This window comes from Nonomuraea montanisoli, assembly GCF_013363975.1.
GTDB lineage: Bacteria > Actinomycetota > Actinomycetes > Streptosporangiales > Streptosporangiaceae > Nonomuraea > Nonomuraea montanisoli.
Genome location: NZ_JABWGN010000001.1, coordinates 137,899 through 162,851 on the forward strand (window position 1 = coordinate 137,899; position 24,953 = coordinate 162,851).

The 24,953-nt window shown below is 70.7% G+C and carries 27 protein-coding genes; 13 read left to right on the plus strand and 14 right to left on the minus strand.

Annotated elements, in window-relative coordinates:
- Nucleotides 1-4: 4 nt before the first annotated feature.
- The 5 genes from HTZ77_RS00600 to HTZ77_RS00620 all read left to right on the plus strand — a co-directional run bounded on the left by HTZ77_RS00600 (nt 5) and on the right by HTZ77_RS00620 (nt 3,885).
- Nucleotides 5-559 (plus strand): hypothetical protein, encoded by a 555-nt coding sequence (locus HTZ77_RS00600; RefSeq protein WP_175587431.1) that lies wholly within the window; start codon nt 5-7, stop codon nt 557-559.
- Nucleotides 560-569: 10 nt separating this feature from the next.
- Complete coding sequence (locus tag HTZ77_RS00605; protein ID WP_175587924.1) at nt 570-2,372, plus strand: glycoside hydrolase family 15 protein; 1,803 nt, start codon at nt 570-572, stop codon at nt 2,370-2,372.
- Nucleotides 2,373-2,523: 151 nt separating this feature from the next.
- Entirely contained in the window at nt 2,524-2,976 is a 453-nt protein-coding gene (locus tag HTZ77_RS00610; RefSeq protein WP_175587432.1) for a TIM-barrel domain-containing protein, read from the plus strand.
- Between the two features lie 133 nt (nt 2,977-3,109).
- A complete protein-coding gene (locus HTZ77_RS00615) occupies nt 3,110-3,340 on the plus strand; it encodes a hypothetical protein (RefSeq protein WP_175587433.1) in 231 nt (76 codons plus the stop codon).
- A 317-nt stretch (nt 3,341-3,657) separates the two neighbouring features.
- Entirely contained in the window at nt 3,658-3,885 is a 228-nt protein-coding gene (locus tag HTZ77_RS00620) for a hypothetical protein (RefSeq protein WP_175587434.1), read from the plus strand.
- Between the two features lie 8 nt (nt 3,886-3,893).
- On the opposite strand, the gene HTZ77_RS00625 is transcribed toward HTZ77_RS00620, so the two are convergent.
- The 4 genes from HTZ77_RS00625 to HTZ77_RS00640 all read right to left on the minus strand — a co-directional run bounded on the left by HTZ77_RS00625 (nt 3,894) and on the right by HTZ77_RS00640 (nt 7,854).
- Nucleotides 3,894-4,811: an LLM class flavin-dependent oxidoreductase gene (locus HTZ77_RS00625; protein WP_175587435.1), complete on the minus strand. Its 918-nt coding sequence runs from the start codon at nt 4,809-4,811 to the stop codon at nt 3,894-3,896.
- 38 nt (nt 4,812-4,849) lie between these two features.
- Entirely contained in the window at nt 4,850-5,944 is a 1,095-nt protein-coding gene (locus tag HTZ77_RS00630) for an NAD(P)/FAD-dependent oxidoreductase (protein WP_175587436.1), read from the minus strand.
- Between the two features lie 86 nt (nt 5,945-6,030).
- Nucleotides 6,031-6,513, minus strand: a complete 483-nt coding sequence (locus tag HTZ77_RS00635) for a MarR family winged helix-turn-helix transcriptional regulator (RefSeq protein WP_175587437.1) — start codon at nt 6,511-6,513, stop codon at nt 6,031-6,033.
- A gap of 45 nt (nt 6,514-6,558) precedes the next feature.
- A complete protein-coding gene (locus tag HTZ77_RS00640; protein WP_175587438.1) occupies nt 6,559-7,854 on the minus strand; it encodes a GDSL-type esterase/lipase family protein in 1,296 nt (431 codons plus the stop codon).
- A gap of 348 nt (nt 7,855-8,202) precedes the next feature.
- Here HTZ77_RS00640 and HTZ77_RS00645 point away from each other — a divergent pair, with 348 nt between their 5' ends.
- Nucleotides 8,203-8,967: an SdpI family protein gene (locus HTZ77_RS00645; protein WP_175587439.1), complete on the plus strand. Its 765-nt coding sequence runs from the start codon at nt 8,203-8,205 to the stop codon at nt 8,965-8,967.
- 5 nt (nt 8,968-8,972) lie between these two features.
- Here HTZ77_RS00645 and HTZ77_RS00650 read toward each other — a convergent pair whose 3' ends face one another.
- From HTZ77_RS00650 to HTZ77_RS00670, 5 genes are all read right to left on the minus strand, one after another.
- A complete protein-coding gene (locus HTZ77_RS00650; protein WP_175587440.1) occupies nt 8,973-10,025 on the minus strand; it encodes a Gfo/Idh/MocA family protein in 1,053 nt (350 codons plus the stop codon).
- Nucleotides 10,026-10,235: 210 nt separating this feature from the next.
- On the minus strand, nt 10,236-10,847 hold the full coding sequence (locus HTZ77_RS00655; protein ID WP_175587441.1) for an NAD(P)H-dependent oxidoreductase: 612 nt from the start codon (nt 10,845-10,847) through the stop codon (nt 10,236-10,238).
- A gap of 197 nt (nt 10,848-11,044) precedes the next feature.
- Nucleotides 11,045-12,400 (minus strand): FAD-dependent oxidoreductase, encoded by a 1,356-nt coding sequence (locus HTZ77_RS00660; protein ID WP_175587442.1) that lies wholly within the window; start codon nt 12,398-12,400, stop codon nt 11,045-11,047.
- Nucleotides 12,397-13,044 (minus strand): PadR family transcriptional regulator, encoded by a 648-nt coding sequence (locus HTZ77_RS00665; RefSeq protein ID WP_205301941.1) that lies wholly within the window; start codon nt 13,042-13,044, stop codon nt 12,397-12,399. Before HTZ77_RS00665 ends, HTZ77_RS00660 begins: the two co-directional genes overlap by 4 nt.
- Nucleotides 13,045-13,394: 350 nt before the next feature.
- Nucleotides 13,395-13,712 carry a hypothetical protein gene (locus tag HTZ77_RS00670; RefSeq protein ID WP_175587443.1) on the minus strand — a complete coding sequence of 106 codons (318 nt, stop codon included), beginning with the start codon at nt 13,710-13,712 and terminating at the stop codon, nt 13,395-13,397.
- A 155-nt stretch (nt 13,713-13,867) separates the two neighbouring features.
- On the opposite strand from HTZ77_RS00670, the gene HTZ77_RS00675 reads away from it, so the two are divergent.
- The gene (locus HTZ77_RS00675; RefSeq protein WP_175587444.1) at nt 13,868-14,485 is read left to right on the plus strand and encodes a hypothetical protein; all 618 of its coding nucleotides are present in this window, start codon (nt 13,868-13,870) and stop codon (nt 14,483-14,485) included.
- A gap of 65 nt (nt 14,486-14,550) precedes the next feature.
- Here HTZ77_RS00675 and HTZ77_RS00680 read toward each other — a convergent pair whose 3' ends face one another.
- The 3 genes from HTZ77_RS00680 to HTZ77_RS45675 form a co-directional block, all read right to left on the minus strand.
- A complete protein-coding gene (locus tag HTZ77_RS00680; protein WP_175587445.1) occupies nt 14,551-14,937 on the minus strand; it encodes a DUF4267 domain-containing protein in 387 nt (128 codons plus the stop codon).
- Between the two features lie 123 nt (nt 14,938-15,060).
- A complete protein-coding gene (locus HTZ77_RS00685) occupies nt 15,061-16,041 on the minus strand; it encodes a helix-turn-helix transcriptional regulator (RefSeq protein ID WP_175587446.1) in 981 nt (326 codons plus the stop codon).
- A 28-nt stretch (nt 16,042-16,069) separates the two neighbouring features.
- On the minus strand, nt 16,070-16,222 hold the full coding sequence (locus HTZ77_RS45675) for a hypothetical protein (RefSeq protein ID WP_235994111.1): 153 nt from the start codon (nt 16,220-16,222) through the stop codon (nt 16,070-16,072).
- Between HTZ77_RS45675 and HTZ77_RS00690 the strand changes: the two genes are divergently transcribed.
- Together HTZ77_RS00690 and HTZ77_RS00695 are read left to right on the plus strand one after the other, a co-directional pair.
- Nucleotides 16,221-17,585: an MFS transporter gene (locus tag HTZ77_RS00690; RefSeq protein ID WP_235994112.1), complete on the plus strand. Its 1,365-nt coding sequence runs from the start codon at nt 16,221-16,223 to the stop codon at nt 17,583-17,585. The genes HTZ77_RS45675 and HTZ77_RS00690 overlap by 2 nt on opposite strands.
- A gap of 203 nt (nt 17,586-17,788) precedes the next feature.
- On the plus strand, nt 17,789-18,763 hold the full coding sequence (locus HTZ77_RS00695; RefSeq protein WP_235994113.1) for an SDR family oxidoreductase: 975 nt from the start codon (nt 17,789-17,791) through the stop codon (nt 18,761-18,763).
- A 150-nt stretch (nt 18,764-18,913) separates the two neighbouring features.
- Here the strand turns inward: HTZ77_RS00695 and HTZ77_RS00700 are convergent, their stop codons facing one another.
- Nucleotides 18,914-19,786 (minus strand): alpha/beta hydrolase, encoded by an 873-nt coding sequence (locus tag HTZ77_RS00700; protein ID WP_175587448.1) that lies wholly within the window; start codon nt 19,784-19,786, stop codon nt 18,914-18,916.
- Between the two features lie 437 nt (nt 19,787-20,223).
- On the opposite strand from HTZ77_RS00700, the gene HTZ77_RS00705 reads away from it, so the two are divergent.
- The 4 genes from HTZ77_RS00705 to HTZ77_RS00720 all read left to right on the plus strand — a co-directional run bounded on the left by HTZ77_RS00705 (nt 20,224) and on the right by HTZ77_RS00720 (nt 23,247).
- Nucleotides 20,224-20,796 carry an RNA polymerase sigma factor gene (locus HTZ77_RS00705; RefSeq protein WP_175587449.1) on the plus strand — a complete coding sequence of 191 codons (573 nt, stop codon included), beginning with the start codon at nt 20,224-20,226 and terminating at the stop codon, nt 20,794-20,796.
- Nucleotides 20,793-21,821 carry a CU044_5270 family protein gene (locus HTZ77_RS00710; protein ID WP_175587450.1) on the plus strand — a complete coding sequence of 343 codons (1,029 nt, stop codon included), beginning with the start codon at nt 20,793-20,795 and terminating at the stop codon, nt 21,819-21,821. The genes HTZ77_RS00705 and HTZ77_RS00710 overlap by 4 nt, the downstream gene beginning before the upstream one ends.
- A gap of 452 nt (nt 21,822-22,273) precedes the next feature.
- The gene (locus HTZ77_RS00715; protein WP_268959890.1) at nt 22,274-22,630 is read left to right on the plus strand and encodes a DUF885 family protein; all 357 of its coding nucleotides are present in this window, start codon (nt 22,274-22,276) and stop codon (nt 22,628-22,630) included.
- A 176-nt stretch (nt 22,631-22,806) separates the two neighbouring features.
- Entirely contained in the window at nt 22,807-23,247 is a 441-nt protein-coding gene (locus HTZ77_RS00720; protein ID WP_205301942.1) for a hypothetical protein, read from the plus strand.
- Between the two features lie 322 nt (nt 23,248-23,569).
- On the opposite strand, the gene HTZ77_RS00725 is transcribed toward HTZ77_RS00720, so the two are convergent.
- Nucleotides 23,570-24,937 (minus strand): erythromycin esterase family protein, encoded by a 1,368-nt coding sequence (locus tag HTZ77_RS00725; protein WP_175587452.1) that lies wholly within the window; start codon nt 24,935-24,937, stop codon nt 23,570-23,572.
- Nucleotides 24,938-24,953: the final 16 nt, after the last annotated feature.

Here is a 24,953-nt window from a genome sequence, read left to right on the forward strand (position 1 = left end):
CGACATGCCTTCCCGGATCCGCCGCGCGTATCGCTGGACGGCCGCCCGTTACGGCGCCGACCCTCTGCACCTTCTGGCGTTGCTCGCCTGCTTCGCCCTGACCGGGTACGCCGCCACACGTGTCGTCGCCGCGGGCATCTGGGTCGGCTTCGTGGTGTGGTTCGTCGGCGCCGCGATCGTTCATGACCTGCTGCTGTATCCGCTGTACGCCGTCTCCGACGTCACGGCTCAGCGGCGGCCGTGGCGTCGCCGCCGGCGACCGTCCGGCCACCCCGCACGGCCATCGTCGATCAACTACCTGCGGGTGCCGGCGGCGCTGTCCGGGCTCCTGCTCCTCATCTGGTTCCCCCTCATCCTCGGTCTGGCCGGCGACACCTACCACCGGTCGACGGGGCTGGACACGAGCCCGTACCTCGGCCGGTGGCTGCTGGTCACCGGCGTGCTCTTCGCCGGGTCCGCGATCGCCTACGCCATCCGGCTGCGCCGGCACAGGGTCGTCGCCAGGCCACGGCTCCATGCCCGGGCGCCACGGTCCCCGCGATCCTCGCCGAGTGGTTGACGAGACTCCCTTGAGCACCCGGCCGATCAGCGACCATGCCCTGCTGGGAGACTGCCGATCGGCGGCCCTGGTCACCTCCGACGGCTCGGTGGACTGGCTGTGCGTGCCGCGCTTCGACAGCCCGTCGATCTTCGCCCGGATGCTCGACGAGAACGCCGGGTACTGGTCCGTCCGCCCCGTCCGGCACACCGAGGTCACCCGCAGATATCTGGACGGGAGCCTGGTGCTGGAGACCACCTTCCACGGCCCGGACGGGACCGCGGTCCTGGTGGACGCCCTCGCGCTGGGCCACCGTGAACGGGGACACGCGATGGGCGCGTCCTCGCCGGGTGTCCTCCTGCGCCAGGTGACCTGTGTCGAAGGACAGGTCACCGTGGAGGTGGCGTACTCTCCACGGCCGGAGTTCGGGCTCGTCAGGCCGCTGATGCGGCCGGTCCGCGGCGGCCTGGTCGCCCACGGCGGCGCCCACGTGCTCACCTTGTCGACGCCCGTCGACCTGCGCGTGAGCGGGGCGGTCGCCGACACCACCCTCACGCTGCGAGCGGGCGAACACCTGGAACTGGCTCTGCAGTCCGGATGGGCATGGGGCGCCGAGGCGCCGCCGCTGAATCCACGCCACATCCGCCGCCGCCTCCGGGACACCGTCGCCGGCTGGCGTTCCTGGTCGCGGCTGCACGCGCGCTACCAAGGTCCCTGGGAGGACCAGGTCGCCCAGAGCGGCCGGGTGCTGCGCGCGCTGACGTTCGCCCCCACCGGGGCCATCGTCGCCGCGGCCACCACCTCCCTGCCGGAGAGCGTCGGCGGGGACCGTAACTGGGACTACCGCTACACCTGGATCCGCGACACCAGCTTCACCCTGCAGGCGCTCGCCACGGCGGCGTGCGAGAGGGAGGAGACCGCCTTCTTCGCCTTCCTCGCCCGCGCCTCGGCGACCCAGCTCGACCGCGGCGCCGACCTGCAGATCATGTACGGGGTCGGCGGCGAGCGGGACCTGAGCGAACGGCCGCTCCCCCACCTGACGGGCTGGCGGAGCAGTTCCCCGGTACGCGTCGGCAACGACGCCTGGCTGCAGCGCCAGATCGACGTCTACGGGGAGCTGCTCGACGCGGCCCACCAGATCTACCGCGACGCGGGCGCGCTCGACACGCTCACCCGTTCCTTCCTGATCGGCGTGGCCGACGCCGCCGCCCGCCGCTGGCCGGAGCCGGACCAGGGTCTCTGGGAGGTGCGCGGCCCCGCCAGGCACTTCCTGCACTCGAAACTCATGTGCTGGGCGGCCCTGGACCGAGCCGTCGCACTGGCGCCTCTGCTGGGGGCCACCGGCCGCGTCGCCGACTGGACGCACACCCGCGACCAGATCCGTGCCGCGATCCTGACCCACGGATGGAACGACGAGGTGGGCGCCTTCACCCAGTCGTTCACCGCTCCCGACCTGGACGCGTCCGCGCTGATGATGCCCATGGTCGGGTTCCTGCCCGGCGACGACCCGCGCGTGCGGGCCACCGTGGACGCCGTGGCCGCGCAGCTGACCGACGCCCGCGGCCTGGTGCACCGCTACCACGCCGCCGACGGACTCCTCGGCCAGGAAGGCACCTTTCTGCTCTGCACCTTCTGGCTCGCACACGCCGCGGCGCTCGCAGGTCGGCGCGCCATGGCCAGGCACGTGTTCCAGACCGCGGCCTCCTACGCCAACGACGTCGGCCTGCTGGCCGAGGAGGTCGATTCCGCCACGGGAGAAGCCCTCGGGAACTTCCCGCAAGCCTTCAGCCACATCGGCCTGATCAACGCCGCTCGCGCGATCCGTGACCTTTGAGCGGGGCGGACGGCGACGGCTCCCCGCTGTCCGGCCGGGGCGTCGCCGTGCGGCACCTGCTGGAGCTGGGGCATCGCGACATCGTCCACCTGACCGGCGCGCTGCGCACAGGCGGGCGTCCGCCCGGGCGCACGAGCGCGGGACGCCCGTCATGCGGCCCATGGCGATGGCCTTCCCCGGCGACCGCAACGTCGCCCACCTCGACACCCAGTACATGCTCGGCCCCGACCTGCTCGTCGCGCCCGTCTTCACCCCCGACGGGACGGTGGAGGTCTACCTGCCGGCCGGCACCTGGACGAACTACCTGACGGGCGAGCGGGTCGAGGGCGAACGCCGGCGCACCGAGACCCACGGCTTCACCTCGATGCCGATCTACGTGCGGGAAGGCGCCGTCCTGCCCGTCGGCGCGAGGGACGACCAGCCGGACTACGACTACCTCGACGGCCTGACCCTGCGGGTGTACCCGGGTCCGGACGGCGAGACGGCCCTCACGGTCACCGACCACGCCTCGGGCGCGGCGACGCCGTTCACGGTCACCCGCTCCGGCGGCGGGGTCTCGGTCTCCTCCCCTCTCGCCTCCGGCTGGACGTACGAGCTCGCCTGACGGACGGTTGATGTCCGGTAAGCGCCGTCTGTTGCTGACAGCCTTGATCAACGCGGTTATCGTGAGGACGATTCACGTGCACGGCGTCGACGTTCGCTCTGGTCCACCAACGCATTGACCTGGAGGAACCTTCGTGAGTATCAAGCGTGGGATCGTCACGGCGGCACTGGCCGCCGGTCTGCTCGCCCTCGGATCGACCCCGGCTCATGCCATTCCTCCTCCCCCGCCCGGCGGTGACCTCCTCACCGTCATCAGCTACTGGTCCGGCGACACGCTCGTCGGACAGCGCTGGTTCGGATGCAACCAGTCGGGCGAGTGGGGCACGCAGGACGGCCAGATGAAAGTCTCCTGGGTGAACTGCTGATCCGGGTTTCCGCGAAACCCCGGAGCCGTCCATGGCGGCTCCGGGGCATCCCGGATGATCGGCAGGCGTCGCGGGTGATCCTGACGTCCCGACGTGGAGGCGCGTGTGATTGTGGCGTCCTCCATGGAGAGGAACGGACGCGATGCGAGCGCGATGGATGGACTGGCGCGAGGCCGGGCAGGCGATCACCGAGCTCCGGCGGCGTATGTACGCACCGCGTCCGGAGCGTCGAGCCCTTTCCCGAGCTGCGCGCGGCGGCCCGAGCTTCCTGTTCATCCACCTGCGCAACCCCGGCCTCGCTCTGGCCGGTCCTGCGCATGGTCGAGGCGCACGACCGCCACTACCCGGGCGACCGGACGATCCTGACCGACCTGCCCCGCCGGGCCCTGGAGTCCGGCCTCGAACCGGAGGACCGGCACGTCACCGTCGTGCGCAACACCGGAGGCCCCGAGCCCGTCCTCGGCCGCGACGAGAGGTGTACCGCAGGCCGCCCGTCCACCGCCGCTGACGACGGCCCCGGCCGTTCTCCCCCTCGCCACCGCTGACCACGGCCTCAGCCGTTCTTCTTCCCTGCGACCGCTTCGCGCACGGCCGGGACGATCTCCGCGGCCCAGCGGCCGAGCGTGACGAGCTCCGAGGCGCCGTGGTCGGGGGCGAAGAGGATGAAGCCCGACGCGTCGTGCTCCAGCACGGCCTCGGTCAGCTCCTCGACCCACTGGTCGACGGAGCCGCCGATCCACCGGCCGTCCTGGTCACGGGTGGCCGCGAGCGGGCGGTCGGTGATGCGGCCGGGGAAGTTGTAGACCGTGCGGATCTCGCGGGGGTCCCGGCCCACGGCCGCCGCCGCCTCGTCGATGATCGGCCGCGAGGTCCGGTAACGCTCGCTGCGCCAGTCCGCCGCGTGGCCGGGGAGCCAGCCGTCGGCCACCCGGCCGGTGGCGGCCAGCGACCTCGGGCCGTTCGAGCCCGTCCACACCGGGGGCGCGGCCACGGGGGCGGGCTCGATCCGGTTCACCTGGTAGTGGCGGCCCTGGAAGGTGACCGGCGGGCCGCCGCCCGACAGCTTCCTGACCAGGACGATCGCTTCCTCGAAGGCGTCCACGGCATCGCCCGGCGACAGCCGCGGGACGCCCATGTCGGAGATCCGGTCCCACAGCCCGCCCGCGCCCATGCCGAGCACGACGCGGCCGTCCGACAGCGCCGACAGCGACGTCACCGTCCGGGCCAGCATGGGCGCGGGCCGGGTCGGCAGGTTGGTGACGTTGGCGAAGCCGGCGATGCGCTGGGTCCGCCCGAGAATGAAGCCGAGCGCGGCGTAGGCGTCGAGGCGCCCGCCGATGTAGGGATGGTCCGACAGCGAGAAGATGTCGAGCCCGTCACGGTCGGCCTGCTGGGCCATGCGCAGCAGTTCCGGCGCCTCGTGGGTGCCGCTGTGCGCCCCGAAACCGAAGACGACGTCGTGTCCAGACAAGGTTCTGCCTTTCCTTTCGAATTTCCCGATTATCCGGCTCAGGCGGAGCCGAACTGTTCGGTGAAGCGGCCGGTGAACAGGTCGGCCCCCTTGTACGCCGACACGGTCTCCGCCGGGACGACGGCCGGGCCGTCGGGAGTGGGCAACTGGCCGACGCCACCGCGCGGCCCGAGCGGGAGCAGGATCATGGGATGCGGCAGGGGCTGGTAGGTGGCCGCGGGCCGCTCGCCGTTCAGTTGGGCGACGATGTTGCGCGCCACCACGTCGGCGTGCTGCATGGCGTACCCGGCCATCTTGGCCTCGGGCACGTCGGTGATGTCGCCGATCGCGTAGACGTGGTCGTATCCGCTGACGTTGAGGGTCTCGGTGACCGGAACCTGTCCCTGCGCGTTGCGGCTGGTGAGCCGCCCGTCGGCGAGGTAGTCGCTGTTGGTGCGCACGCCGTGGGCGCGGAACCAGATGTCGGCGGTGATCTCCTCCCCGCCGGCGGTGGTGACGGTGAAGGTCTCGACCTGGCCGGGCCCGGTCGGCGGCGGCGCGATCAGCCCGGCGCCCAGCCGCAGGCGGACGTCCAGCTCGTCGAGCTGGCGGTGCAGGTCCTGGCGCAGCTCCTCCGGGAACGCGGGCAGCAGCCGCTCGCCCGGATCGACGACGGTCACCTGCTTGTGCGGCCAGACCTCCTTGATCTCCCCCGCCAGCTCCAGGCCGACCGGCCCGGCGCCGAGGATCAGCACCCGCTCGGCGCCGGCCAGCTCCTTGTGGGTCCGGCGGAAATCGTCCAGGATCTCGTCGGTGGAGTCGGAGACCGGTTTGGCCGGGTAGGCGTAGCTGGAGCCCGTCGCCAGGACCAGATAGCCGGCCTCGATCCGTTCGCCCGAGGCCAGGGTGACGCCGCCGTCGTCCACGGAGACCGCGCGCTCGCGGACCACCCTGCCCCGCGTCAGCCACTGCTCGTAGGGGAAGAACATGTTGCCCGCCCACTCGGGCCGGGTCAGCGCCCGCAGCGAGCCCGCCGTGTTGACGAACGCGTCGCGCGGGTCCACGAGGACGACCTCCGCCTCGGCGTCCAGCGCCCTGGCGAGCGCCGAACCGCCGTAACCGCCGCCGACGACAACCACCGTACGACCACTCATGATGTCACGCCCCGATCTGCAAAAGAGGTTGAGTTCGTGCTACGAACCATATTAGTTCGTGGCACGAACTGCAACCCGGGGGCGCTCTACCGCTCGTGCTCCAGGCCGGCCCCTCCTCCGGACTCCAGGAAGACCACGGGAACCTTGTTGTCCTCCACGACGCTGCCGAGCAGGCCGGCCAGCGTGTCACGGTCGGCGCCGGACAGGCCCGCCATCAGGTTCTCGACCCGCCGGCAGGTCTCGACGTAGAACTCCTCCGCGACCTTGGAGCCCTTCCTGGTGAGCGCGATCCGCACCGCCCGCGAGTCCTGCGGGTCGGGTCTGCGCTGGACCAGGCCGTTGCGCTCGGTGCGGTCCACCAGTCCGGTGAGGCTCGACTTGGCCAGCCCCAGCACCGCGCCCAGGTCGCTCATGCCGTACGACCGCGCCATCAGCACGCACAGCAACTGGCCCTGCTGCGAGGTGAGGCCGTACTCCCGGGCGGACTCGGCGTACACGGCGTTCACCAGGAACGTGGACCGCACCAGCGCGGCCACCACTCCGATCTGTCCTTCATCTTGCTTAGCCACGCGTTCAGACTAACATTTCCAAGGCGCTACAATTCGCGAGACGAACTACCTCTCCCAGCCCGTTGTCGCGCCCAGGTCCAGGGCGGCGGCGATGGCGTGGTGCCCGGCGTCGTCGGGATGCAGCCCGTCGATGAAGAGGTAGCCCGGCCTCGACCGGCCGGCGGCGGCGGGGTCCGCCATGGCGCGGTCGGCGTCCAGCACGGCGTCGTACGCGCCGCCCGACCGGATCCACCGGTTGAGCCCGATCCTCGCCTTCTCCACTTCCTCGTTCCAGAACGGGAACAGGGCGCCCCGCAGCGGCGGGATGGTGACACCGACGGCCTTGACGCCACGCGCGTGGGCCGCCTCGATCAGGGCCCGGTGCCCGTCGATGAGCCGCTGGAGCGTGACCTTGCCGGCCGATCCGACGCACGCGCCGCCGACCTGCGGGAGCCCGAGGTCGTTGGCGCCGAGATGCACGATCACCGCCCGCACGCCCGGCCGGTCCAGCACGTCCCGCCGGAAGCGGTCCGTGGCCCGGTCCCCGTAGCAGGGCGATCCGCTGAGCAGGCTGTTGCCCGCGATGCCCGCGTTGACCGTGGCGAGCGGCCGGTCGCCCGTGCCGAGCCGTTCGGCCAGCTGGTCGACGAACCTGACGTCGGCGCCCGCGCTGGAGCCCACGCCGTCGACCAGCGAGTCACCGAACGCCACCACCGTGGCCGCCGGGTTGTCCACCTCGACGCCGGTCAGGTAGTACCAGGCGGACGTGGCCTCGCCGAAGGCGCCGGCGTTCGCGTCGCCGAGATGGTCGCCGTGGGCCCGGTAGGACGTGGCGGTGGTGAAGCGGTGGAAGGTGGCGGGTCCGGTGGCGCCGTGCACGCGGACCGAGACGGCCAGCCGTTCCAGGGGCGAGACGGTCAGCGCCACGGGATCGCTGACCAGCTCCTTCCCCGGCGGGATGGCCGCCGACGGCTTCCCGGCGAACGTCACCGGGCGGGAGCTGTCCGGCCACACCATCGCGCCCCCCGCCGACCTGCCGACCCGGGCACCGGCGATCGCCAGGGGGCGGGTGCCGTAGACGTTGGACAGCCGGATGCGCACGTGCGATCCGGCCACGGTCATCCTGACCACCTGCCGCAGCGTGTGGTCGTCGAAGCCCTTGACCGACCAGTTCGGCCCGTTGTCCGCGGTGCCGGGCGTGGGCCGCTGCATCGCGGCTCCCCATGCGGCCGTCCATCGCGCCGGGCTCGCATCCGCCGCGGCGGTGGGCCCGGTCGCGGCCATGGCTGGGGCAGCGGGCACGGTCGCGGCCATCACGGCCACTGCCGCGCTCAGCGCCACGGCCCATCTCGGTGGCTTCATCAGGAGCACTCCTCCGTCGTTCGTCTCTTCGTTCGCCGGTTGACGATCACTGGAGTGTTCCGGACGTCCCACGGGCGGAGAGTCGGCCGTTCAGCCGATCTTGGCCATCGGCGATCAGCCGTAGGGACGAACCGCGCCGCCGACCCGCCACGCCCGCCGTCGCCACACACGCACACGCACGCGCCCGCACACACGCACGTATGCGAGAGCGCGCCAGCGATGACGACGGAGCGCGCGTATTCCGACCACCCCTCTGGCCGCCGCGCCTGCCCGCTGTTATCGTCGATCATGGAGCGCCGGGAAGTCTGGTCGGCAACGTGACATCGGACCGGATCCTGGAGGCACCCCATGCCGGGTCATCGCACCCCGCCCGCCGACGGCGGCGACCGAACGCCCCACAGCGCTCCCGCCCTGATGAACACCCGCCCCACCGCGATCGGCGCCGGCCTCCTTCTCGCCTGCACGGCCGCCCTGTCGCTGTGGGCGTGGAACCGCATCCCCGACGACGCCCGCATACCCGTGCACTGGGGCGCCTCGGGCAAGGTCGACCGCTTGGGCGGCAAGAGCGAGGCACTGATCACGCTGCCCGTCGTCATCCTGGTGCTCGCGGCGATCCTGCTCGTGCTCCCCCGCGTCGTACCGGAACGCCGGCGACTCGCCGATTCCGCGCGCGGCTACAACACCATCGCCATCGGCGTCCTCGGCCTGCTGACCGGCATACACGCGGCCTCGGTGCTCGGCGCGGTCAACGGAGGCGTCCCCCTGATCAGAGTCGTGGGCGCCGTCCTCGGGCTGTTCACCGTGGTCATCGGAAGGGCCCTGCCCGTCCTGCGTCCCAACGGGATCGCCGGCGTCCGCACCCCGTGGACGCTGGCCGACGAGCGGTGCTGGGTGCTGACCCACCGGTTCGGCGGCCGCCTCTTCACCGCCGTCGGCGCGATCCTGACCGTGGCTGCGCTCATCGTCCCCGAGGCGATCCTCATCCCCCTCGCGCTGGCGGGCATCGTCGGCGCCAGCATCACCGCCGTGATCTACTCCTGGCGCGTCCGGGACGCTGGTACGCGTACTCCACCTTCAGAGCGCCAAGGAGACGGCGGCACGAGCGACGGGTGAGTGCGTCACGCCCCGCCGCCGATCCCCTCGATCTCGGACAGGGCCACGGGCCTGCGCTCGGTCTGCGACAGCTCGCACGCCTCGGCCACGCGGAACGCCTCCAGCGCGTCGCGCACCGTGCACGGCGAGGGCCGCTCCCCGCGGGCGACGGCGGCGAAGGCCGCCAGCTCGGCCTGGTACGCCGGGAGGAAGCGCTCCATGAACGACCACTTCCGCGGCCCGCGCGGGAAGTCGACGCCCTCCTCGGCCGAGCGCATCGCCAGCGAGTGGTCCAGGCCGACGGCGATCGTGCCCTTCTCGCCGTGGACCTCCATGCGCACGTCGTGGCCGCCGCCGTTGTAGCGGGTCGAGGAGATCAGCGCGATCGTGCCGTCGTCCAGGGTCAGCAGGGCGCCGCCGGTGTCGACGTCCCCGGCCTCGGCGAAGAAGGCCGCGCCCTTGTTGGCGCCCGTGGCGTACACGGTGGCCACCTCGCGTCCGGTGACGAACCGCAGGATGTCGAAGTCGTGCACGTTGCAGTCGCGGAAGATGCCGCCGGAGGTGGGGACGTAGGACGCGTGCGGCGGGGCCTGGTCGTGGGTGCCGGCCCGGATGGTGTGGACGAAGCCGAGCTCGCCGGAGGCCACCGCGGCCCGCGCACGCAGGTATCCCGCGTCGAAGCGGCGCTGGAAGCCGACGTGGATCGGCACTTGCGAGGTTTCGGCGAGGTCGGCCAGCTCGATGGTCTCCTTCAGGGTGGCCGCCACGGGCTTCTCGCAGAAGACGGGCATCCCGGCGGCGACGGCCCGGCGCAGCAGCGGCGCGTGCCCCGGGGTGGCGGTGGCGATCACGAACCCGTCGACACCCGACGCGATCAGGGCATCGGCGTCCGGTGCCACCTGAATCCGGAGCCCGGCGGCGACGCGTCCGGCCATCTGGAGCCCCAGCTCGGCGGCGACGCGTTCGGCCGCCTGGCGGTCGGCGTCCGTCACGACCAACTCGTCGACGTCGTCGAGAGCGGCCAGAGTCCTGGCGTGGAAGGCGCCTATCCTTCCCACGCCCGCGAGCCCGATGCGCATGCGGCACCCCGTCCATTCGCGTCGCTGGGGTCGTCCCTCACCGCGGCCCGTCCCGGCACTCGGCGGGCGGCATCGGCGATGCACCGAGACTGCCTCGCGACGGGCGGCGGAGTCAAGGATTTGTCCTGACATCACTGCGTAACGTCATCTGCAGGAAGGCAGACTACGTGTCCGCGTCGCCAGAGCTTGTCCAAGCGCCGCCGTCGCTGCCTACGTGTCGGCGTTGCGCGGGTCGAGCAGGGCAGCCGCGAGCTCGCGAGCCTCGCGCAGCCAGTCGGCCCGCTGCCGTTCATCGGAGTTCGTCACCGTGCGGAAGACGGTCCGGCGCAGGTCCGTGATCCCGACGTAGGGCAGCACGCAAGCGCTCCAGATCCGCTGCAACGGGTCGCCGAACTCCTCCCGCTCACGTTCGGCCGGAGTGTCGGAGGTGTTGAGCACCAGCGCGCGGCCGGCTTTCAGCAGCCCGGCGGGCTCACCGTCGGCGGTGCCGAGCTTGTAGGCGACGCCGGGGACGAGCACACGCTGCACCCATCCGGTCAGTATCGCGGGCGGCATGCCCCACCAGTTGGGATGCACGAACACCAGGGCGTCCAGATCGGCGATCTCGGACCGGTGCGCCTGGACCAGGTCGTCGGCGGACGGCGCGACCTCGGCCACGGTCTCGGTCTCGGCAGCGGCCAGGGCCGGGTTGAAGCCCTCGGCGTACAGGTCGTGCGCGCGGACGTCGACGTCCCGGCCCCGGAGTTCATCCACGACCGCGTCGAACAGGGCCCTGTTGAAACTGTCCGGCCGGGGGTGGGCGAGGTAGACGCCGATGCGCATGACGTGTCCGTTCCGTTGCGGTTGCTGGGAAGGAAAGTCTCACACGGCTTGCCGCGTCGGAGAGGCCCGGCCGGCCGGTCAGGCAGCGCCTCACGCCCCGCGTCGTGACGCCACGGCACGCCGAGGCCGGGGCGCCCCATCTCCTCTTCGCCGACCGGGAGCCGCGCAACGGCGCGTAGCGGAGGACGGAGGGCTTCCTAGGGTTCGTCGTCGCGGCCCGCGCCGCGGAAGGCGGATTCGGCGCCGGCCAGCTTGCGTTTGACCGGCGGCAGCTGGTTCATGACGCGCATCGCCGTGCGCATGCCCGCCCGCGCCAGCCCGCCCGTGAGCCCGCCCCGGTGCATGACCGAGCCCCCGTCCATCTGGGCGCGGGACTTGACGACCGCGTCCCAGGCGTAGGCCGTCATCCGGGTCTCGTAGTCGCGGACGGCGTCCAGCAGCGGCAACTCGCCGCGTTGGACGCGGACGAGGTTGCGGGTCAGCAGGCGGGCGTCCCGCAGTGCCGTGTTGGCGCCGACGCCGCGGCCCGGAGTCATCGTGTGGATGGCGTCGCCGAGCAGGGTGACGTTGGCGGCCGGCCAGGCGGGGATGGGCTCCGAGGTGCGGATGCGCAGGGGGAAGCTGCTGCTCGGATCACCCTGGGAGAAGATGGCGCGCAGGTTCGGGTGCCAGTCGTGGGTCAGCTCCAGCACCAGGCGCTGGAGGTCGCCGCCGCGCAGGCGGGCGATGTCGTCGGGCAGCCAGCGTTCGGAGGCGGCGAAGCCCCACATGATGTAGTCGCGGCTGTTGTCGTAGAGCAGGCCCGGCCAGGCGGCGATGGCCTCGGCGTCGGTGGCGCCGATGCCGGTGCGCGGCCTGCCGTCGGCGTCCCACTTGAAGCGCATGACGTGGATGACGCACATGAACCCCTTGGGGCCGTGCACCATGCTGACTCCCTCGATCATGCGCTGGGGCAGCAGGGCGGCCGTCTCCGGGGTGAGCGCGGTCTTGCCGGTGATGCCGATCAGGCCGGTGTCCACGAGTTCGGCGTGCGGCAGGTACTGGGCTCGTACGCGCGAGTTCGCGCCGTCCGCGGCCACGAGCAGGTCGCCGGTCGCGCATCCCCCGTCGGCGAAGTGCGCCGTCACCCTGCCGTCGGGACGCTGCTCGTAGTGGGTGAACTCGCGGTCGAAGTGGACGACGTCCTCCACGCCGGTGAGCAGCAACTGCCGCAGCGTCATGCGGCTGACCGACTCGTCCTGCTCGTCCTCCGACGGGCGGTCCTCCTCCTTCAGGTCGTCCGGGCCGGCCGAGAACAGCAGCTTCAGGTCGTGGGTGAGCTGGTTGCCGTAGATCGGGCGTTGCGCGCAGGTGGCAAGGAACGTGGCATACAGGTCGGGGGGCAGGTTGGCCTTCAGCGCACGCTTGCCGTCGGCGTCGATCCCGACCCGGTAGCCCTGCAGGCCGTCGCGGCGCGTGCGGTCCCGCTCGTAGACGGCGACGTCGATGCCCGCGCGCTTGAGCCCCTGAGCCAGGCAGAGCCCGCCGGTGCCCGCGCCAATGATGATGATCATCGCTCCTCCTCGTCCTGCCGCGCGTCGTCGTCGTGTTGCGCGTCGTCGTCGTGTTGCGCGTCGTGGTTCCACGTGATGGCGGCGGAGCGGAGGTCACCGGCGACGGAGCGCACCCACTCCAGCTCGGCGGCGGTGGTGGCGCGCAGGTACTCCATCTCCAGCACGAACAGCCGCCCCCACGAACCGCCCTCGGTCACCAGCGCCTCCAGCCGCGCCAGCTCGGCGGCGAGGTGAACCTCGCGCTTCTCCAACTGCTCGCACACCTCTCCGGCCTCCAGCAGCGGGATGAACGAGATCGCCGCCGGGAACTCCGGATACTTGCGCGCCGGGTTGGCCAGCGCGTCCAGCATCCATTCGCGCCAGATCGAGCGGCCCTCGTCGGTGAGGGCGTACAGGGTGCGCTCGGGGCGGCCCGCCTCACGCCTGCTCTCCCGAACCTCGATCAGCCCGGCTTTGCACAGGCGCTCGATGGTGCGGTAGAGGCTGGCGCGCTGGCCGACGTTGACGACCTCGTCCTTGCCCCGCTCCTTGATCAGGCGCTGCATCTTGTACGGATGCATCGCCCCTTCTCCGTGTTGTTCCGCCTCGCGCAGGAGGGACAGCACGGCCAGCCCGAGAGTGGACCGCTGTTGCCATTGCATCATAGTCGCCAGGCTACCAGTTACCTGGCGACTATGGCGACGGGCCAACTCGTCACCGCATCCGCCACTGAGACCCGGCCGCCTCCAACGGCTGTGTGTGGGCCCGCGCCTGCTGAACGAGGTCGGCCTGTACGGCTACCGCCGGCTTCCGCATCTGGGCCGGTGACCTGGAGCAAGCCCGCTCGGGCCTGCCTCCGGAAGCACCCCGCACCCACCAAGACAGCAGCCCTCAAGGCCCTGACCCCGGAGCCGGCTCCGGCTCTCACGGGCGGCTACGTCCCAGGCGCATGCTGCTGCCCGGCCGACGCACCCACTCCCCGGGTACGCAGATCGTCTCGAACCAGTCGCCGCGCTCAGCGTGGACGGCTGAGGGCGGCCTCGGCCAGATCCGTCCATTGCTCGGCCCAGGAGTGGGGTACGACCACCCAGTCCTTGACCACCCTGCCCTGCCCCGAGGGGTCGAACAGGGACGCACCGGCCAGCTGGAGCGCGGCCGTGTGCTCTGGGGTGTCCCTGACCAGCCGGAACACCATCGCGCCGTCGCGCTGCAGGCTCGCGAACACCTTCCCCGCCTGATCCTTGAGCGCAGGATTCCCCATCATCCTGGAGACCCGTACCCCCAGGTCGGCCAGCTCGGCGCCGACCTGGTTGAAATCCTCTTCCGCGCTCATCGTCAGTCGGTCCCGAACTCCCTGGCGGTGTGGTCGAGCAGCACGGCGATCAGGCTAGCCGTCCATGCGGGTACTGATCAAGGTCGGACGCCGCGCCGCACTGCGTGAGCAAGGCCATGCACAACATCTCCGGGGTTCGGCGCGTCTGAGTGATTATGAACTCATCCATCGAGCACATCAGCCGCCAGCGAGCCCGCCGACGCGGAGCCCGGGCGAGCGCCGCCGCCTTGGCCGCCTGCCTGACGACGGCCCTGGGGGGAGGCGTCGCCCACGCGGCCACCGTGGATGGTGCTGCGGGACGGGCCGGCTCCGCCATCGCGCAGAATGCCGGCCAGGCCGCCAACCGGCTGGACCCGGTCGATTGGGCGTCCGTGGTGGAGCCCGCGCTGAAGTGTCCCAAGCCAGGACCGAATGCCTCCTGGTACAAGGTGCGCGCCCGCGTCGCCGCCGTCGGCGACCGCACCCGTGACGGCCGGCGTGAGACCGTCGTCGTGTCGTCGTGCCCGAGCACGACGTCGAGCAATCCCTTGATCGCCTTCGTCTACGACGGAGCCGCCAAGCCCTCGGCCCCGCACCTGCTCGGGAAGCTCGGCACGAACCGCTACTACAAGTCCCTGCAGGTCGCGATCCGCGGCGGAAGCGTGCAACTGCGCGGCAAGGTGGTCAGCGACCGGGCCCCCAACTGCTGCCCGGATCTGATCGTCAGCCAGACGTACAGGTGGGACGGAGCGAAGTTCCGCAGGACGGCGGAGAAGGCGACCCGCATCTCCTGAGCGATCCGTAACCGATCCTGGACCTGGCCCTGGCGGCGACGGCGGGACCGCCGCCTTGGTCCTGGCTATGCCTGCTTCTCGGTCAGCAGCAGTACCCCGCCGATCAGCATGAGGACGGCGGCGCTGACATGGATGGTGAGGGCCTGCACGAGCGTGCCGCCGTGGGTGAACACCGCGTACGCGTCGCCGAGCGGCATCAACGTCGCGATCAGGATGACGATGCCCAGCGTGCGGCGGTGGCCGCGCAGCAGGAGTGTCAGGGCGGTTAGTGCCACGGTCAGGTCACGGACGCCCTTGACGATGAAGTAGCCCTCGGCGTCGCCCTGGGGCCAGGGGGTGATGCCGAAGCCCGAGGCGGCGCCGGGGCCGTTGAACAGGAAGTTGAGGCCGAAGACGAACGGCGCGAGGACGACGAGGACGGCCATCGCGGTGCCGATGTGCTTTCTGAGCATGGGGGGTCGCCTCCAGTGCGGGACTAGCGCTGCTAGGAACAAGAGCGACACTACATCTACCGTCGCTCGCCTGTCTAGCGGCGCTAGCATCAGTGTCGCCACTATCGAGGAGGGGTGTGGAAGTCACTGGTGAGGTCGGTCGGGTCCCAGCCCCTTGCTGATGCGAATGCGCAGGCAGTGCAGGGCTTGCCTGAGTTCGGCCGGTTCGATGTCGGTGATGTCGGCGTCGAAGGTGAGGAGCAGTCCTGCCACTCCTGGCCATGACCATGCGCCGAGTGTGAGTCGGCACGTGGTCTCGGTGTCGTACTCGACCGTTGAGCCGCCGGGCGCGAACCGGGCGACGATGGAGGCGGGCAGGGCGAGGACCGCTGAACCGCGGCATGGCCATTCGGCAGCGGCGTCTCCGCGGTCGTGTGCGGTCATGACGAAGGCGACGGGATCGCCGTGCGGGATGTCACGTCGGGCGAAGGGGGTGTGCGTGGGCATGTGCGGTTCGATGCGGTCCACGCGCATCGCGCGCCATCGGTCCGCATCCGGATCGAAGGCGACCAGGTACCAGCGTGCGGCCCAGACCACGAGGTCGTGCGGTTCCAACGTGAGTGTGACGGGCGCGCCGTCGCCGGCGTAGTCCACGCGAACGAGGTGCCGCCGGTTGATCGCGCTGCCCACGGCGCGGACGATCTCGGCGTCGATCGGCGGCGCGGGGAACTCCCAGTAGTTGCGGGCCGAGGAGACGGTGAACGCTTCGGCGTGCAGGCGGCTGCGCGCGGGCATCGCCTGGTGCAGCGTGGCGAGGGCGCGGGCCGCGTTCTCGCGGATGCCGGAGAGGACCCTCGGCACGGTCTGGAGCGCGACGGCCGTGGCGACGGCCTGGTCTTCGTCGAACACGACCGGCGGCAAGCGGGAGGCGCGACCGAGCCGATATCCACCACCGGCCCCGCGGACGGCCTCGATCTCGTACCCGAGCTCCCGGAGCGTGTCGATATCGCGACGCACGGTTCTCACCGACGCTCCGAGCCGGGCGGCGAGTTCCTCGGCGGTCAGGGTCGCACCGATCCCGAAGATCGACAGCAGCTTGAGGGCCCGCGCGGAGGTGGCAGCCATGATTCTCCGATTCTCTCCCTGACAGCGGTCACTCGATGGCAACTACGCCGGCGATGGTGGCCGGCATGACCGGTTCACCGAGCCCCCAAGAGGGCATCCGCGCCGCTGAGGCTTCCCCGACACACATCGCCGGCTCCGCCGCGTCCACGGCGCTGTTGGTGGTGCTCTTCGGTTCGTTCATGGACCTTCTCGACGCGACGATCGTCACCGTCGCGGCCCCGGCGACAGCCCAGGACCTGGGCGCCGGCGACGCTCAGATCCAGTGGACGATCGCCGCCTACACCCTCGCCCTGGGCGCGGGCCTGATCACCGGCGGGCGGCTCGGAGACCAGTACGGCCGCAAGCGGCTGTTCATGATCGGGCTGGCCGGGTTCATGGTCACCTCGGCGCTGTGCGCGCTGGCCGTCGATCCGGGGATGCTCATCGGCATGCGGTCCGGGCAGGGACTGACCGCCGGGATCATGGTCCCGCAGGTGTTCGGGATCATCCGGGCGTCATTCGCTCCGGGCGAGCGCGCCAAGGCGTTCGGCGCCTACGGAGCGGTCCAGGGCCTCGCCTCGGTCGCCGGCCCGCTGCTGGGCGGGCTGCTCGTCGACGCCGACCTGTTCGGCCTGGGCTGGCGCACGATCTTCTGGATCAACGTACCCGTCTCCGTTCTGGCGCTCATCAGCGGCGCGAGGGTCCTGCCGGAGTCCCGCTCCGCCTCGACCGCGCGCCTGGACCTCACAGGCGCGCTCCTCGCGGCCACGGGCATCCTTCTCCTGCTGCTGCCGATCATCCAGGCGGAGACATGGGGATGGACCTGGGCAAGCTACGCCCTCCTCGCAGCCGGAACCACGGTGCTCGCGATCTTCCTGGCCTACGAGCGCCGCCTCACCGGACGCGGCAGCGAACCTGTCTTCGACCCGGCTCTGCTGAGAGTCCGCGCCTTCGCAGTCGGCCTCAGCGCTTCGGTGCTCTTCTTCGGCGGCATCGGGCCGTCCTTCCTCACCCTCTCGGTCTACCTCCAGAACGGAACCGGCCGGACCGCGTGGGAGACCGGCCTGGTGATCCTTCCGTACGCGCTCGGCTCGATCATCACCTCCGGCCTCGGCGTCGCTCTCGCCGCCAAAGCGGGCAGAGCGCTCCTGATCACCGGCTCGCTCACCATCGCGGCATCTCAGCTCGTCCTGTGGTTCATCGTCAGGGACGGCAACGATCCCGGATACTGGCTCCTCGCCCTCGCGCTCTTCATCGGCGGCCTCGGGCTCGGTCTCGCCGCGCCCATCCTCGTGAACGTCGTCCTCGCAGGCGTCCCCGGACGCAACGCGGGCGCCGCGGGCGGAGTGCTCTCCACCGTCAACCAGATCGGCGGCGCCGTCGGCATCGCCGTACTCGGCACGATCTTCTTCACCACCGTCACCGGTTCGGCCACCGGAGCACCGGCGCTGCCCGACCACAGCCACGCGCTCAGCGTCGTCCTGATCGTCTCCGCCGCGCTCTACCTGGTCACGGCACTCGTGATGCTCGCCCTCCCGAAAGCCGCAGTTGAGCACGCCGAGTAGCGCGCCCATGCCGCTTCGGCCGTGTTCACGATGCGTTTCGCCGCCCTGGGGGCCCGGCGGCAGCGACGGCGAGAGGATGCGCTCACGAGCTCGCCATCTCCGGTTGAGCCTGTGGTGTTGCTAGTGTTGACGACCTCGGATCCGCAACCTTCCTCCGATGGTCTTGAGGCCCACGCTGGAAGGCGCAAGATCTCCGTCGACCGTTGGAGAGTCTTGCCATGGGTGAAATCAAGCGGATCAAGAGCGCGCCGGAATCCGGAGACCTGCGGCTGCTGACCGTGGTCAGCGCGCGGAAGGACGCCGGCAGCAGCCCGACGGGGATCGTCGGACGGAGCCTGGCGCGGCAGTTGCTCGCCGTCGGCGATCGCGTGCGCGTGATCGCCGAGTCCGACCAGTTGGCGGGCTGGCCTGATGCGGTCGAACTGGTCGAGGGGTCCATCACCCGGCCGTGGGAGTGCGCCGAGGCCTTCGACGGCGTCGGCGGCATCTTCCTCGCCGGCGCCCAGCCCTCGACCGTGCGGGATGCGCTGACGCTCGCGCTGGCCGCCGGTGTCCGGCGCATCGTGGTGCTGTCCTCGCACGGGCCGGAGTACGAGGAGGCGTATCCGCCGGAGACGTGGTTCTGGCTGGCCGTCGAGAAGGCCGTCGAGCGTTCGGGGATGGAGTGGACCCACATCCGCCCCTCGGCTGTGATGGGGTCCCTCGTCGAGGGCAGCTATCCCGCCACGGGATCGGACTGGCCGGACACTATCAGACACGAGCTGGTCGTCCGGGAGGCCTTCCTTAACGAGGGCCACTACCCGTTCATCCACGAAGACGACCTGGCTGCCGTCGCGGTGGCGGCACTGCGTGACGACGCCTACGTCGGCGCCATCCTTGAGGCGGTCGGCCTGCCGCTCAGCACCCTTTCCCGCGTGCGGAGCATCGCCAAGGCCATCGGCCGCGACATCGACACCGTCGAGCTGACGCCCTGCGACAGCCGCACGAACTGGCGCCGTCGTGGCTGGCCCGACAGCGGCAGCGACGTGACGCTGTACGCCCTTGAGGAGTACGGCGCGCACCTGGCCGAACTCACCCGATGGACGCTCGAGCAACGGCCTTCCGTGCGGGAGATCATCGGCCGCTCACTCCGCACCTACGACGACTGGGCGATCGAGAACGCAGACCGGTTCCGCTGACTCCAGGCCTACGCAGGCAGTACGGCGAGCACCACCCCCGGTCACCGCTGCGCTCAAGGGTGGCGCCGCGCCCATGAGGACCCAGGAGCGAACCGGGAGGCCGGAGGGGACGGCGGGCCGCCTGACAGCCCAGCCGTCCCCGGCCTGTCGCTAGATCGCGGCCTTGTCCAGGATGGCGGCCACCTCATGCGCCCTGAACACGAACCCCACGTGTGACGTGTCCAGACTGTGCACGTCGTACGGGTTATCGGGCGTCAGGGCGTCCGATTCGGCGATCAACCTGTCCTGCATGGCCACCGGAAGGGTCCGGTCGCCGGTGAGCCGGATGTAGGTGCGGGCGATCGTGCCCCAGGTGTCGGCCTGGACGCGAGCGTCGCCCGTCATCACCGCGATCGACTCGTCCGGCTGCAGGATGTTGAGGAAGGCACGGAACTGCTCATCGGTGACGTCGGCCATGGTGGCGGCCTTGAGCGCGTCGAGCAGTTCCGCGTCCGCTGTGCGGTAGTTGGCCCGGCCGACACCGAGCTGGGCCGGGTCGCCGACGTTGAACGCGTACAGCGGGCCCATCAGGTTGTCGGCGAACTCGGGCTCCTGCATGTACTCGATCGGGTTGGCGCGCTGCACGCACGACCAGGCGGAGATGTAGACGAGCCGGTCCACCAGTTCGGGGATGGCGTTGCCCACGCCGCTGATCGTGAGCCCGCCGAGGCTGGCCGCCACCAGCACCACGGGCCCGTGCTCGGCCACGCGCCGGACCACGTCGACGACCGTGTCGACATTGTGCTGCAGGGTGACCCCGGCCAGCGTCGACGGCTCGGCCGCCCACGCGTCGAGGTCCTGGGGGGCCTGGTAGGCGAGCGGGTACTGCGCGTCAAGGCCATGGCCCGGCAGATCGACGGCGAAGCTGCGGTGACCGAGCAGCGCCAGCTCGCGCTGGACGGGTGCCCACATGAAGGAGCTGGTGCCGGAGCCGTGGACGAGCACGAACGTAGGCGACGACGAGCGGTTGGAGGTGGATCGCATGAAGAACAGTCCGTTTCGATGGAAGGCATGGCGAACATGCCTGCGTTGCCGGAGGCGGCGTGCGACTGCCGGGTGAGAACGCGGCAGGGCAGGCCGTGAGATGAAGCCGGCGGTCGACGGCGGGCGGCCCCGTGCGCTACTGGTGCTACGGCACCTGTCGGCGGGGTCGCCTCAACTGGCGCAGGTCGCTGAACGACCGGCGGGCAGACCGCTTCAGCTGTTACGAAGACGGATGAACTTCTGGATCACGCCTGGGAGCGTATCAGCTCTCGGCGCCGCGCATGCGGCGCCGCTTCTCAGTGCGCAAGCGACTGAGTCCGGAACCAGCACTTCGGACACTTCTGGTCGAGTTCGCGTTGGATCGGTGGGAACCGGAAGCCTGGTGCGGGTGAGTTAGGGGTGAAGGGTGCGAACGCGCCCTGCGGAAGGACTTCCCTATGAGAGGACTCACCCCAGTGGCGGCCATCACCGACGCCGCCCTCATCGAGGAGTCGCTGGCCGACCCCGAACGGTTCGCGAGCCTCTTCGACAGGTACGCGGATGAGATCCACCGATATGCCACCAGACGCCTCGGCCAGGAGAACCTCTCCGCGGCCGACGACGTGACGGCGGAGACGTTCCTGGCGGCGTTCCGCAAACGTTCCCGCTACGACCTGTCCAGATCGGACGCCGCGCCCTGGTTGTACGGCATCGCCTCCAATCTGATCGCCAAGCACCGCCGTACTGAGCTGCGCAGGCTGCGGGCTCTGGCCAGGGTTCCGAGTCACGACGAGAACCCTTTCGAGCAGCGCAGCATCGACCGGATCGACGCCCAGCGGCTCGGGCCCCGCCTGGCCGATGCGCTGGCGAGGCTCTCTTCGGCGGAGCGTGAGCTGCTCTTCCTGGTCACCTGGGCCGAGCTGTCCTATGAGCAGGCGGCTCAGGCGTTCGACATCCCGGTGGGCACCGTCCGTTCCCGCCTGTCCCGGATCCGGGCCAAGATTCGCAACGTTCTGGAGGACACCCGATGAACGAGTTCGACCTGATCAACGAGGCCCGGCCCGAAGTGGCGCCCTACGACCCCGGCGTCAAGGCCTTGGCCAGGGATCGGCTTCTCATGGCCGGCCGACCCCGCCGGTCCTGGCGCAGGCCGTACACCTTCGCCGTCGCCGGAGGGCTGGCGCTGGCCGTCGGCTTGGTCATGGTGAAGGTCCCGCCCGCCCCGAACCCGCCTCACGAGATGAAGCTGCTGTCGGCCGCCGAAGTACTCCACCGCGCGGCGAAGGCCGCTGTCGACGAGATAGAGCCGCGCGAGGATCAGTACATCGTGGTGAAAACCCTGCAGACCACCGACTACTCACTGGTGCCCTACGACAGGTCCCGAAAGCACTACTACCTGCGCTTCAAGGACACCGTCTGGCTGCGGGCGGGCGAAAGGCAGCGGGGGCAGTTCGTCGACGGGGTGCGCGAACAGACGGTCATTGAGCCGCTTGCCTATGCCGGCCAGCCGATCCCGAAGTCCGCCTACGAGGACATGGGAACCAGGGTTGACCCCATCGTCTACTGCAAGAACGCCGAGAAGGACTACCCGACGATCAAAAGGCTGCCGACCGACGTGGAGGGCATGCGCGCCCACCTTGACGCCATGTGGAAGCCCAAGGCGAAAAAGCTGACACCGTTCCTCGCCTTCCTCGCCGCACGCGAGTTGCTGTGGCAGACGTACCTGCCGGCCGCGCAGCGCAGTGCGCTGTATCAGGCCCTGAGCACGTTCCCCGGCATCACCATCGACGAGGAGGTGCAGGATGCCGCGGGCCGCAAGGGCATCGGGGTGGGCTTCGTGAGCCCGGACGGGGTGCGCTGGGAACTGATCTTCGACAGGGACACCTACGCGCTGCTCGGCGACCGGAGCGTGGTGGTCGACGCCAAGGCGGCCAAGGCACCGGCCGGCACCCTGGTGGCCGCCACGGCGCAACTCGAGATCTCGGTCGCCGACTCGGCGCCCAAGGTCAAGATCGACGACAAGTTCAAGAGTGGGAGGTGGTGCACTGGCACGTAGTCCCGCCGATCTCTGTTCACCGGCGAACTCCTCGATACCGGCGTGGACCTGGCCACCGCGCACCCCTGCTCGGGCACGCCTCACCCGCCACGACGGCAGGTGGAGGCCTCACCCCCGGCCGGTGCTCGGAGACGGAGCCGAGCTCCTCGACGTCTCCCACGTGCGCTCATGGACCAGAGCGCGCGCGAGCTGCCCGGACTCCCGCGAGCCATGAGCTACTTCGCGATGAGTGCGGCCCAGGCCGCCGAGAGTCGTGGGCGCCCGTCGGATCCATCGTGGCGCCCGGGACGACCTCCGCGCCGTGGCGCAGGGCCACCTGTGCGTAGATCCGGGCGTCGGTGCCCGCGGGAAGCCGGATCCACAGGGCGGAGCCTCCCCGCGGTTCCTGCCAGCGCCAGTGCGGAAGCTGCTCGGCCAGCAGGCGGGTGATGGTGGCGAGCCGCTCCCGGCGGATGGGGTCCCGTTCGGGTGCGAGGGCCGCCAGCTCGGGCAGCAGCCGGGCGGCGAGCGCTTGGTTGATCTGCTCGATCGGGCTGCACAGCGGGGACCTGTCGGTGGCGGACGCGACGCGCCGGTTCACCGAGGACGCGTTCCTGCGGGGCCGCACCGCCACCAGGGCGGCGCACCGGCTGTTGCTCGACCCGCTCTGCGGGGGGTACGCGTGGGGCAAGCTGGCCATCCGCGACCTGCGGGACCAGGCGCGCGAGCGCTGGGGCGCCGGGTACTCGCTCCGCAGGTTCCACACCGCCCTGTTCGACCTCGGCGCTCCGCCGCTCGGCCTCCTGGACACCGCGCTGGAGCGCGGCTGACGCCGGGGCGGTGCCGGCCCAACCGAAAGGTCGTGCTGTTCACGGTGGCGTTCCTGACCTCCGGTCACCGGCCCAGGAGTGGGTCCGGCCCCACCCGCCCGTACGGCCAAGCCCATATCGGGCCAGGCCAGGCGCTCCATAGCATCGCCTCGTCAACGACACGGAGGAGAACAGTCATGGCGAGCTCCAGCGACAGCACGACCGCGACGGCGCACCTCGGCGACGCCCGCACCCAGGAGGCCTTCGCCACGGTGAAGAAGTGCGTCACGCTCTTCGGTGCCGTCAGCGCCGTCGTCCTCGGGGTGGTCGCCGTGATGGCGTTCACCGGCCACGAGGCGACCTCGTTCATGTGGATCCGGGGAGCCGTCCTGCTCGCGGTCACCCCGCTGATCCACCGGATGACCGTCCGCGCCTCGGAGGGGTCGTACAAGGCGTTCGACCGCGTGCGCACCCTGTCCACCGTCATGCCGATCGCGATCATCGGCGTCGACCTGATCCCCGGCCTCTGCCCCGCGTGGTACGCCGTGCTCCAGGGCCTGTCGGCGCCGGCCCTGATCGGCGTCGCCTTCGTCACCCGCGGTTCCGCGCTGAGCGCCGCCTTCCCCAAGAAGAAGTGAACACGAATCCGTGGCGGGCCGATGGAGCGGCGCGGCTCGGGCGAAGAACAGCCCGGTGACAGATGCGGCGTGAGCGTACGGCCGGCGGGACTCGGTCGTCCACTCGATCCCTGCCCCCGAGTGGACCGACACCCCTGAGTGACAGCTCTCCAGTGGCGGGACCTGGTCGCGCGCTGGACGGTCGCGGTCAACTTGCAGGCCGAGGGCTGACCCACACCACTACGACCGGCTCGCTGCTGCTGGCCGGCCCGCCGCGGGCGGTTGCGGGGGTGGCGGCCGGGTTCGGGATCGGCATGGTGGCCGCGATCATTATCGGCCGGTGTCAGGGCAGCAGCGCGGCGGCCTTGACCTTGTGCAGGTGGATCACGATGTCGAAGGACTTGCCGACAGCGACCTTGGTGGCCTGTTCGGGTGACCAGAAGCCGCCGCCGATGAGACGGGTGGGGCGGCTTTCGGCCAGCCAGGTCCGCGCGGCCTGGGGCGCGGTGCGGGTGTCGAGGATGAAGTCGCGGTAGCGGACCTGGTCCAAGACGTACTCGTTGTAGTCGCTGCCGGCGGCGTCCACCGAGCCCTTGCACGTGAGAGGCCGCTCAGCCGGACGTGAACCGGCCGGGCACTCGCCCTTGTCGATCAGGAAGTTGTAGCCGCCCTGGTCGAAGGAGGTGCCGACGGTGACGAAGCGGCGGCCCAGACGCTCGTGCAGGACGCCGCCCATCGGGGCGGGGACGAACATCGTGTCGATCGGGGTGTAGCTGATGTGCGCGTTCAGCCCCGACATCTGGATCTTGTGGCCGGTCGTCTTGTTCCACCAGATGACGTTGTCGGCCATGGCCTTGTCCCGGTACTCCTGAGCCTGGCGGCGACCGTCGGCGGTGGCCTGGTCGAAGGCGAAGTCGGTGAAGGTCTGCGACAGGGCCCGGGCGTGCTGCAGGGCCCACCGGTAGTCTTCGGCGTCGGCGCCGGGTGCCTGCTCGGCCAGCAGGTGCAGGGCCTTGGTGGCGCGCTGGGCGTGGTCCTGGCGGGTGGCCAGCGGCTGGGACAGCGCGATGCCCATGTACTGCCCGGCGTTGGGGGTGGTGGGCCGCAGCCCGTCGTACAGCTGGGTGAACTGCTCCAGCAGGTCGGGATGGTGCTGCTTGACGTAGGCGAGGACCTTGTCGAACAGGACGTCGCCGGGATAGAGCAGGTCGGCGCCCATGAACTGCACCTTGGCCTGGTGCGTGGCGTTGTAGGAGCGCATCCAGGTGATCAGTTCGAGGAACTCGCGGTTGTCGAACAGGTCGTAGGGGCCCTTGACCTCGTTGTGCATGATCGTGCGCGGGTCACCTTCGCCGTTGAGGACGTAGTCGTTGAGCCGCACGCCGGTGCTCCAGCTCAGCTCCCGGGCGAACGTGGTGAAGCCCTTGTCGGTGACGAGGTAGCGCAGCAGCCGGTGGTTGAGGGTGTAGAACTCGGCGGTGCTGTGGGTGGCCTCGCCGACGCCGACCACCTTCGCGCCCGCCACCATCGCGCCGAACGCCTTCAGGTCGCGCTGGTCCGCCTGGGGGGTGGCGGAGGCCAGCGGCTCGGCCACGGCGTCGAGCGCGGCGACGACCTTCGTCTCACCGGTGTCGGCGGCGGCGGGGGTGGTGGCCACGGTGGCGGCGGCCAGGCCGATGGTCAGTGCCGCGGCCCAGGTCTTGCTGTTCATGATGGTGCTTCCATGG

What these genes read in the sequence shown, in the direction of transcription:
- HTZ77_RS00600 (WP_175587431.1), top strand. Translation starts at nt 5, where the DNA reads ATGCCTTCCCGGATCCGCCGCGCGTATCGCTGGACGGCCGCCCGTTAC.
- HTZ77_RS00610 (WP_175587432.1), top strand. Translation starts at nt 2,524, where the DNA reads ATGCGGCCCATGGCGATGGCCTTCCCCGGCGACCGCAACGTCGCCCAC.
- HTZ77_RS00620 (WP_175587434.1), top strand. Translation starts at nt 3,658, where the DNA reads ATGGTCGAGGCGCACGACCGCCACTACCCGGGCGACCGGACGATCCTG.
- HTZ77_RS00630 (WP_175587436.1), bottom strand. Translation starts at nt 5,944, where the DNA reads ATGAGTGGTCGTACGGTGGTTGTCGTCGGCGGCGGTTACGGCGGTTCG.
- HTZ77_RS00640 (WP_175587438.1), bottom strand. Translation starts at nt 7,854, where the DNA reads ATGAAGCCACCGAGATGGGCCGTGGCGCTGAGCGCGGCAGTGGCCGTG.
- HTZ77_RS00645 (WP_175587439.1), top strand. Translation starts at nt 8,203, where the DNA reads ATGCCGGGTCATCGCACCCCGCCCGCCGACGGCGGCGACCGAACGCCC.
- HTZ77_RS00650 (WP_175587440.1), bottom strand. Translation starts at nt 10,025, where the DNA reads ATGCGCATCGGGCTCGCGGGCGTGGGAAGGATAGGCGCCTTCCACGCC.
- HTZ77_RS00655 (WP_175587441.1), bottom strand. Translation starts at nt 10,847, where the DNA reads ATGCGCATCGGCGTCTACCTCGCCCACCCCCGGCCGGACAGTTTCAAC.
- HTZ77_RS00660 (WP_175587442.1), bottom strand. Translation starts at nt 12,400, where the DNA reads ATGATCATCATCATTGGCGCGGGCACCGGCGGGCTCTGCCTGGCTCAG.
- HTZ77_RS00665 (WP_205301941.1), bottom strand. Translation starts at nt 13,044, where the DNA reads ATGATGCAATGGCAACAGCGGTCCACTCTCGGGCTGGCCGTGCTGTCC.
- HTZ77_RS00670 (WP_175587443.1), bottom strand. Translation starts at nt 13,712, where the DNA reads ATGAGCGCGGAAGAGGATTTCAACCAGGTCGGCGCCGAGCTGGCCGAC.
- HTZ77_RS00675 (WP_175587444.1), top strand. Translation starts at nt 13,868, where the DNA reads ATGAACTCATCCATCGAGCACATCAGCCGCCAGCGAGCCCGCCGACGC.
- HTZ77_RS00680 (WP_175587445.1), bottom strand. Translation starts at nt 14,937, where the DNA reads ATGCTCAGAAAGCACATCGGCACCGCGATGGCCGTCCTCGTCGTCCTC.
- HTZ77_RS00685 (WP_175587446.1), bottom strand. Translation starts at nt 16,041, where the DNA reads ATGGCTGCCACCTCCGCGCGGGCCCTCAAGCTGCTGTCGATCTTCGGG.
- HTZ77_RS00690 (WP_235994112.1), top strand. Translation starts at nt 16,221, where the DNA reads ATGGACCTTCTCGACGCGACGATCGTCACCGTCGCGGCCCCGGCGACA.
- HTZ77_RS45675 (WP_235994111.1), bottom strand. Translation starts at nt 16,222, where the DNA reads ATGAACGAACCGAAGAGCACCACCAACAGCGCCGTGGACGCGGCGGAG.
- HTZ77_RS00700 (WP_175587448.1), bottom strand. Translation starts at nt 19,786, where the DNA reads ATGCGATCCACCTCCAACCGCTCGTCGTCGCCTACGTTCGTGCTCGTC.
- HTZ77_RS00705 (WP_175587449.1), top strand. Translation starts at nt 20,224, where the DNA reads ATGAGAGGACTCACCCCAGTGGCGGCCATCACCGACGCCGCCCTCATC.
- HTZ77_RS00710 (WP_175587450.1), top strand. Translation starts at nt 20,793, where the DNA reads ATGAACGAGTTCGACCTGATCAACGAGGCCCGGCCCGAAGTGGCGCCC.
- HTZ77_RS00715 (WP_268959890.1), top strand. Translation starts at nt 22,274, where the DNA reads ATGGGGTCCCGTTCGGGTGCGAGGGCCGCCAGCTCGGGCAGCAGCCGG.
- HTZ77_RS00720 (WP_205301942.1), top strand. Translation starts at nt 22,807, where the DNA reads ATGGCGAGCTCCAGCGACAGCACGACCGCGACGGCGCACCTCGGCGAC.
- HTZ77_RS00725 (WP_175587452.1), bottom strand. Translation starts at nt 24,937, where the DNA reads ATGAACAGCAAGACCTGGGCCGCGGCACTGACCATCGGCCTGGCCGCC.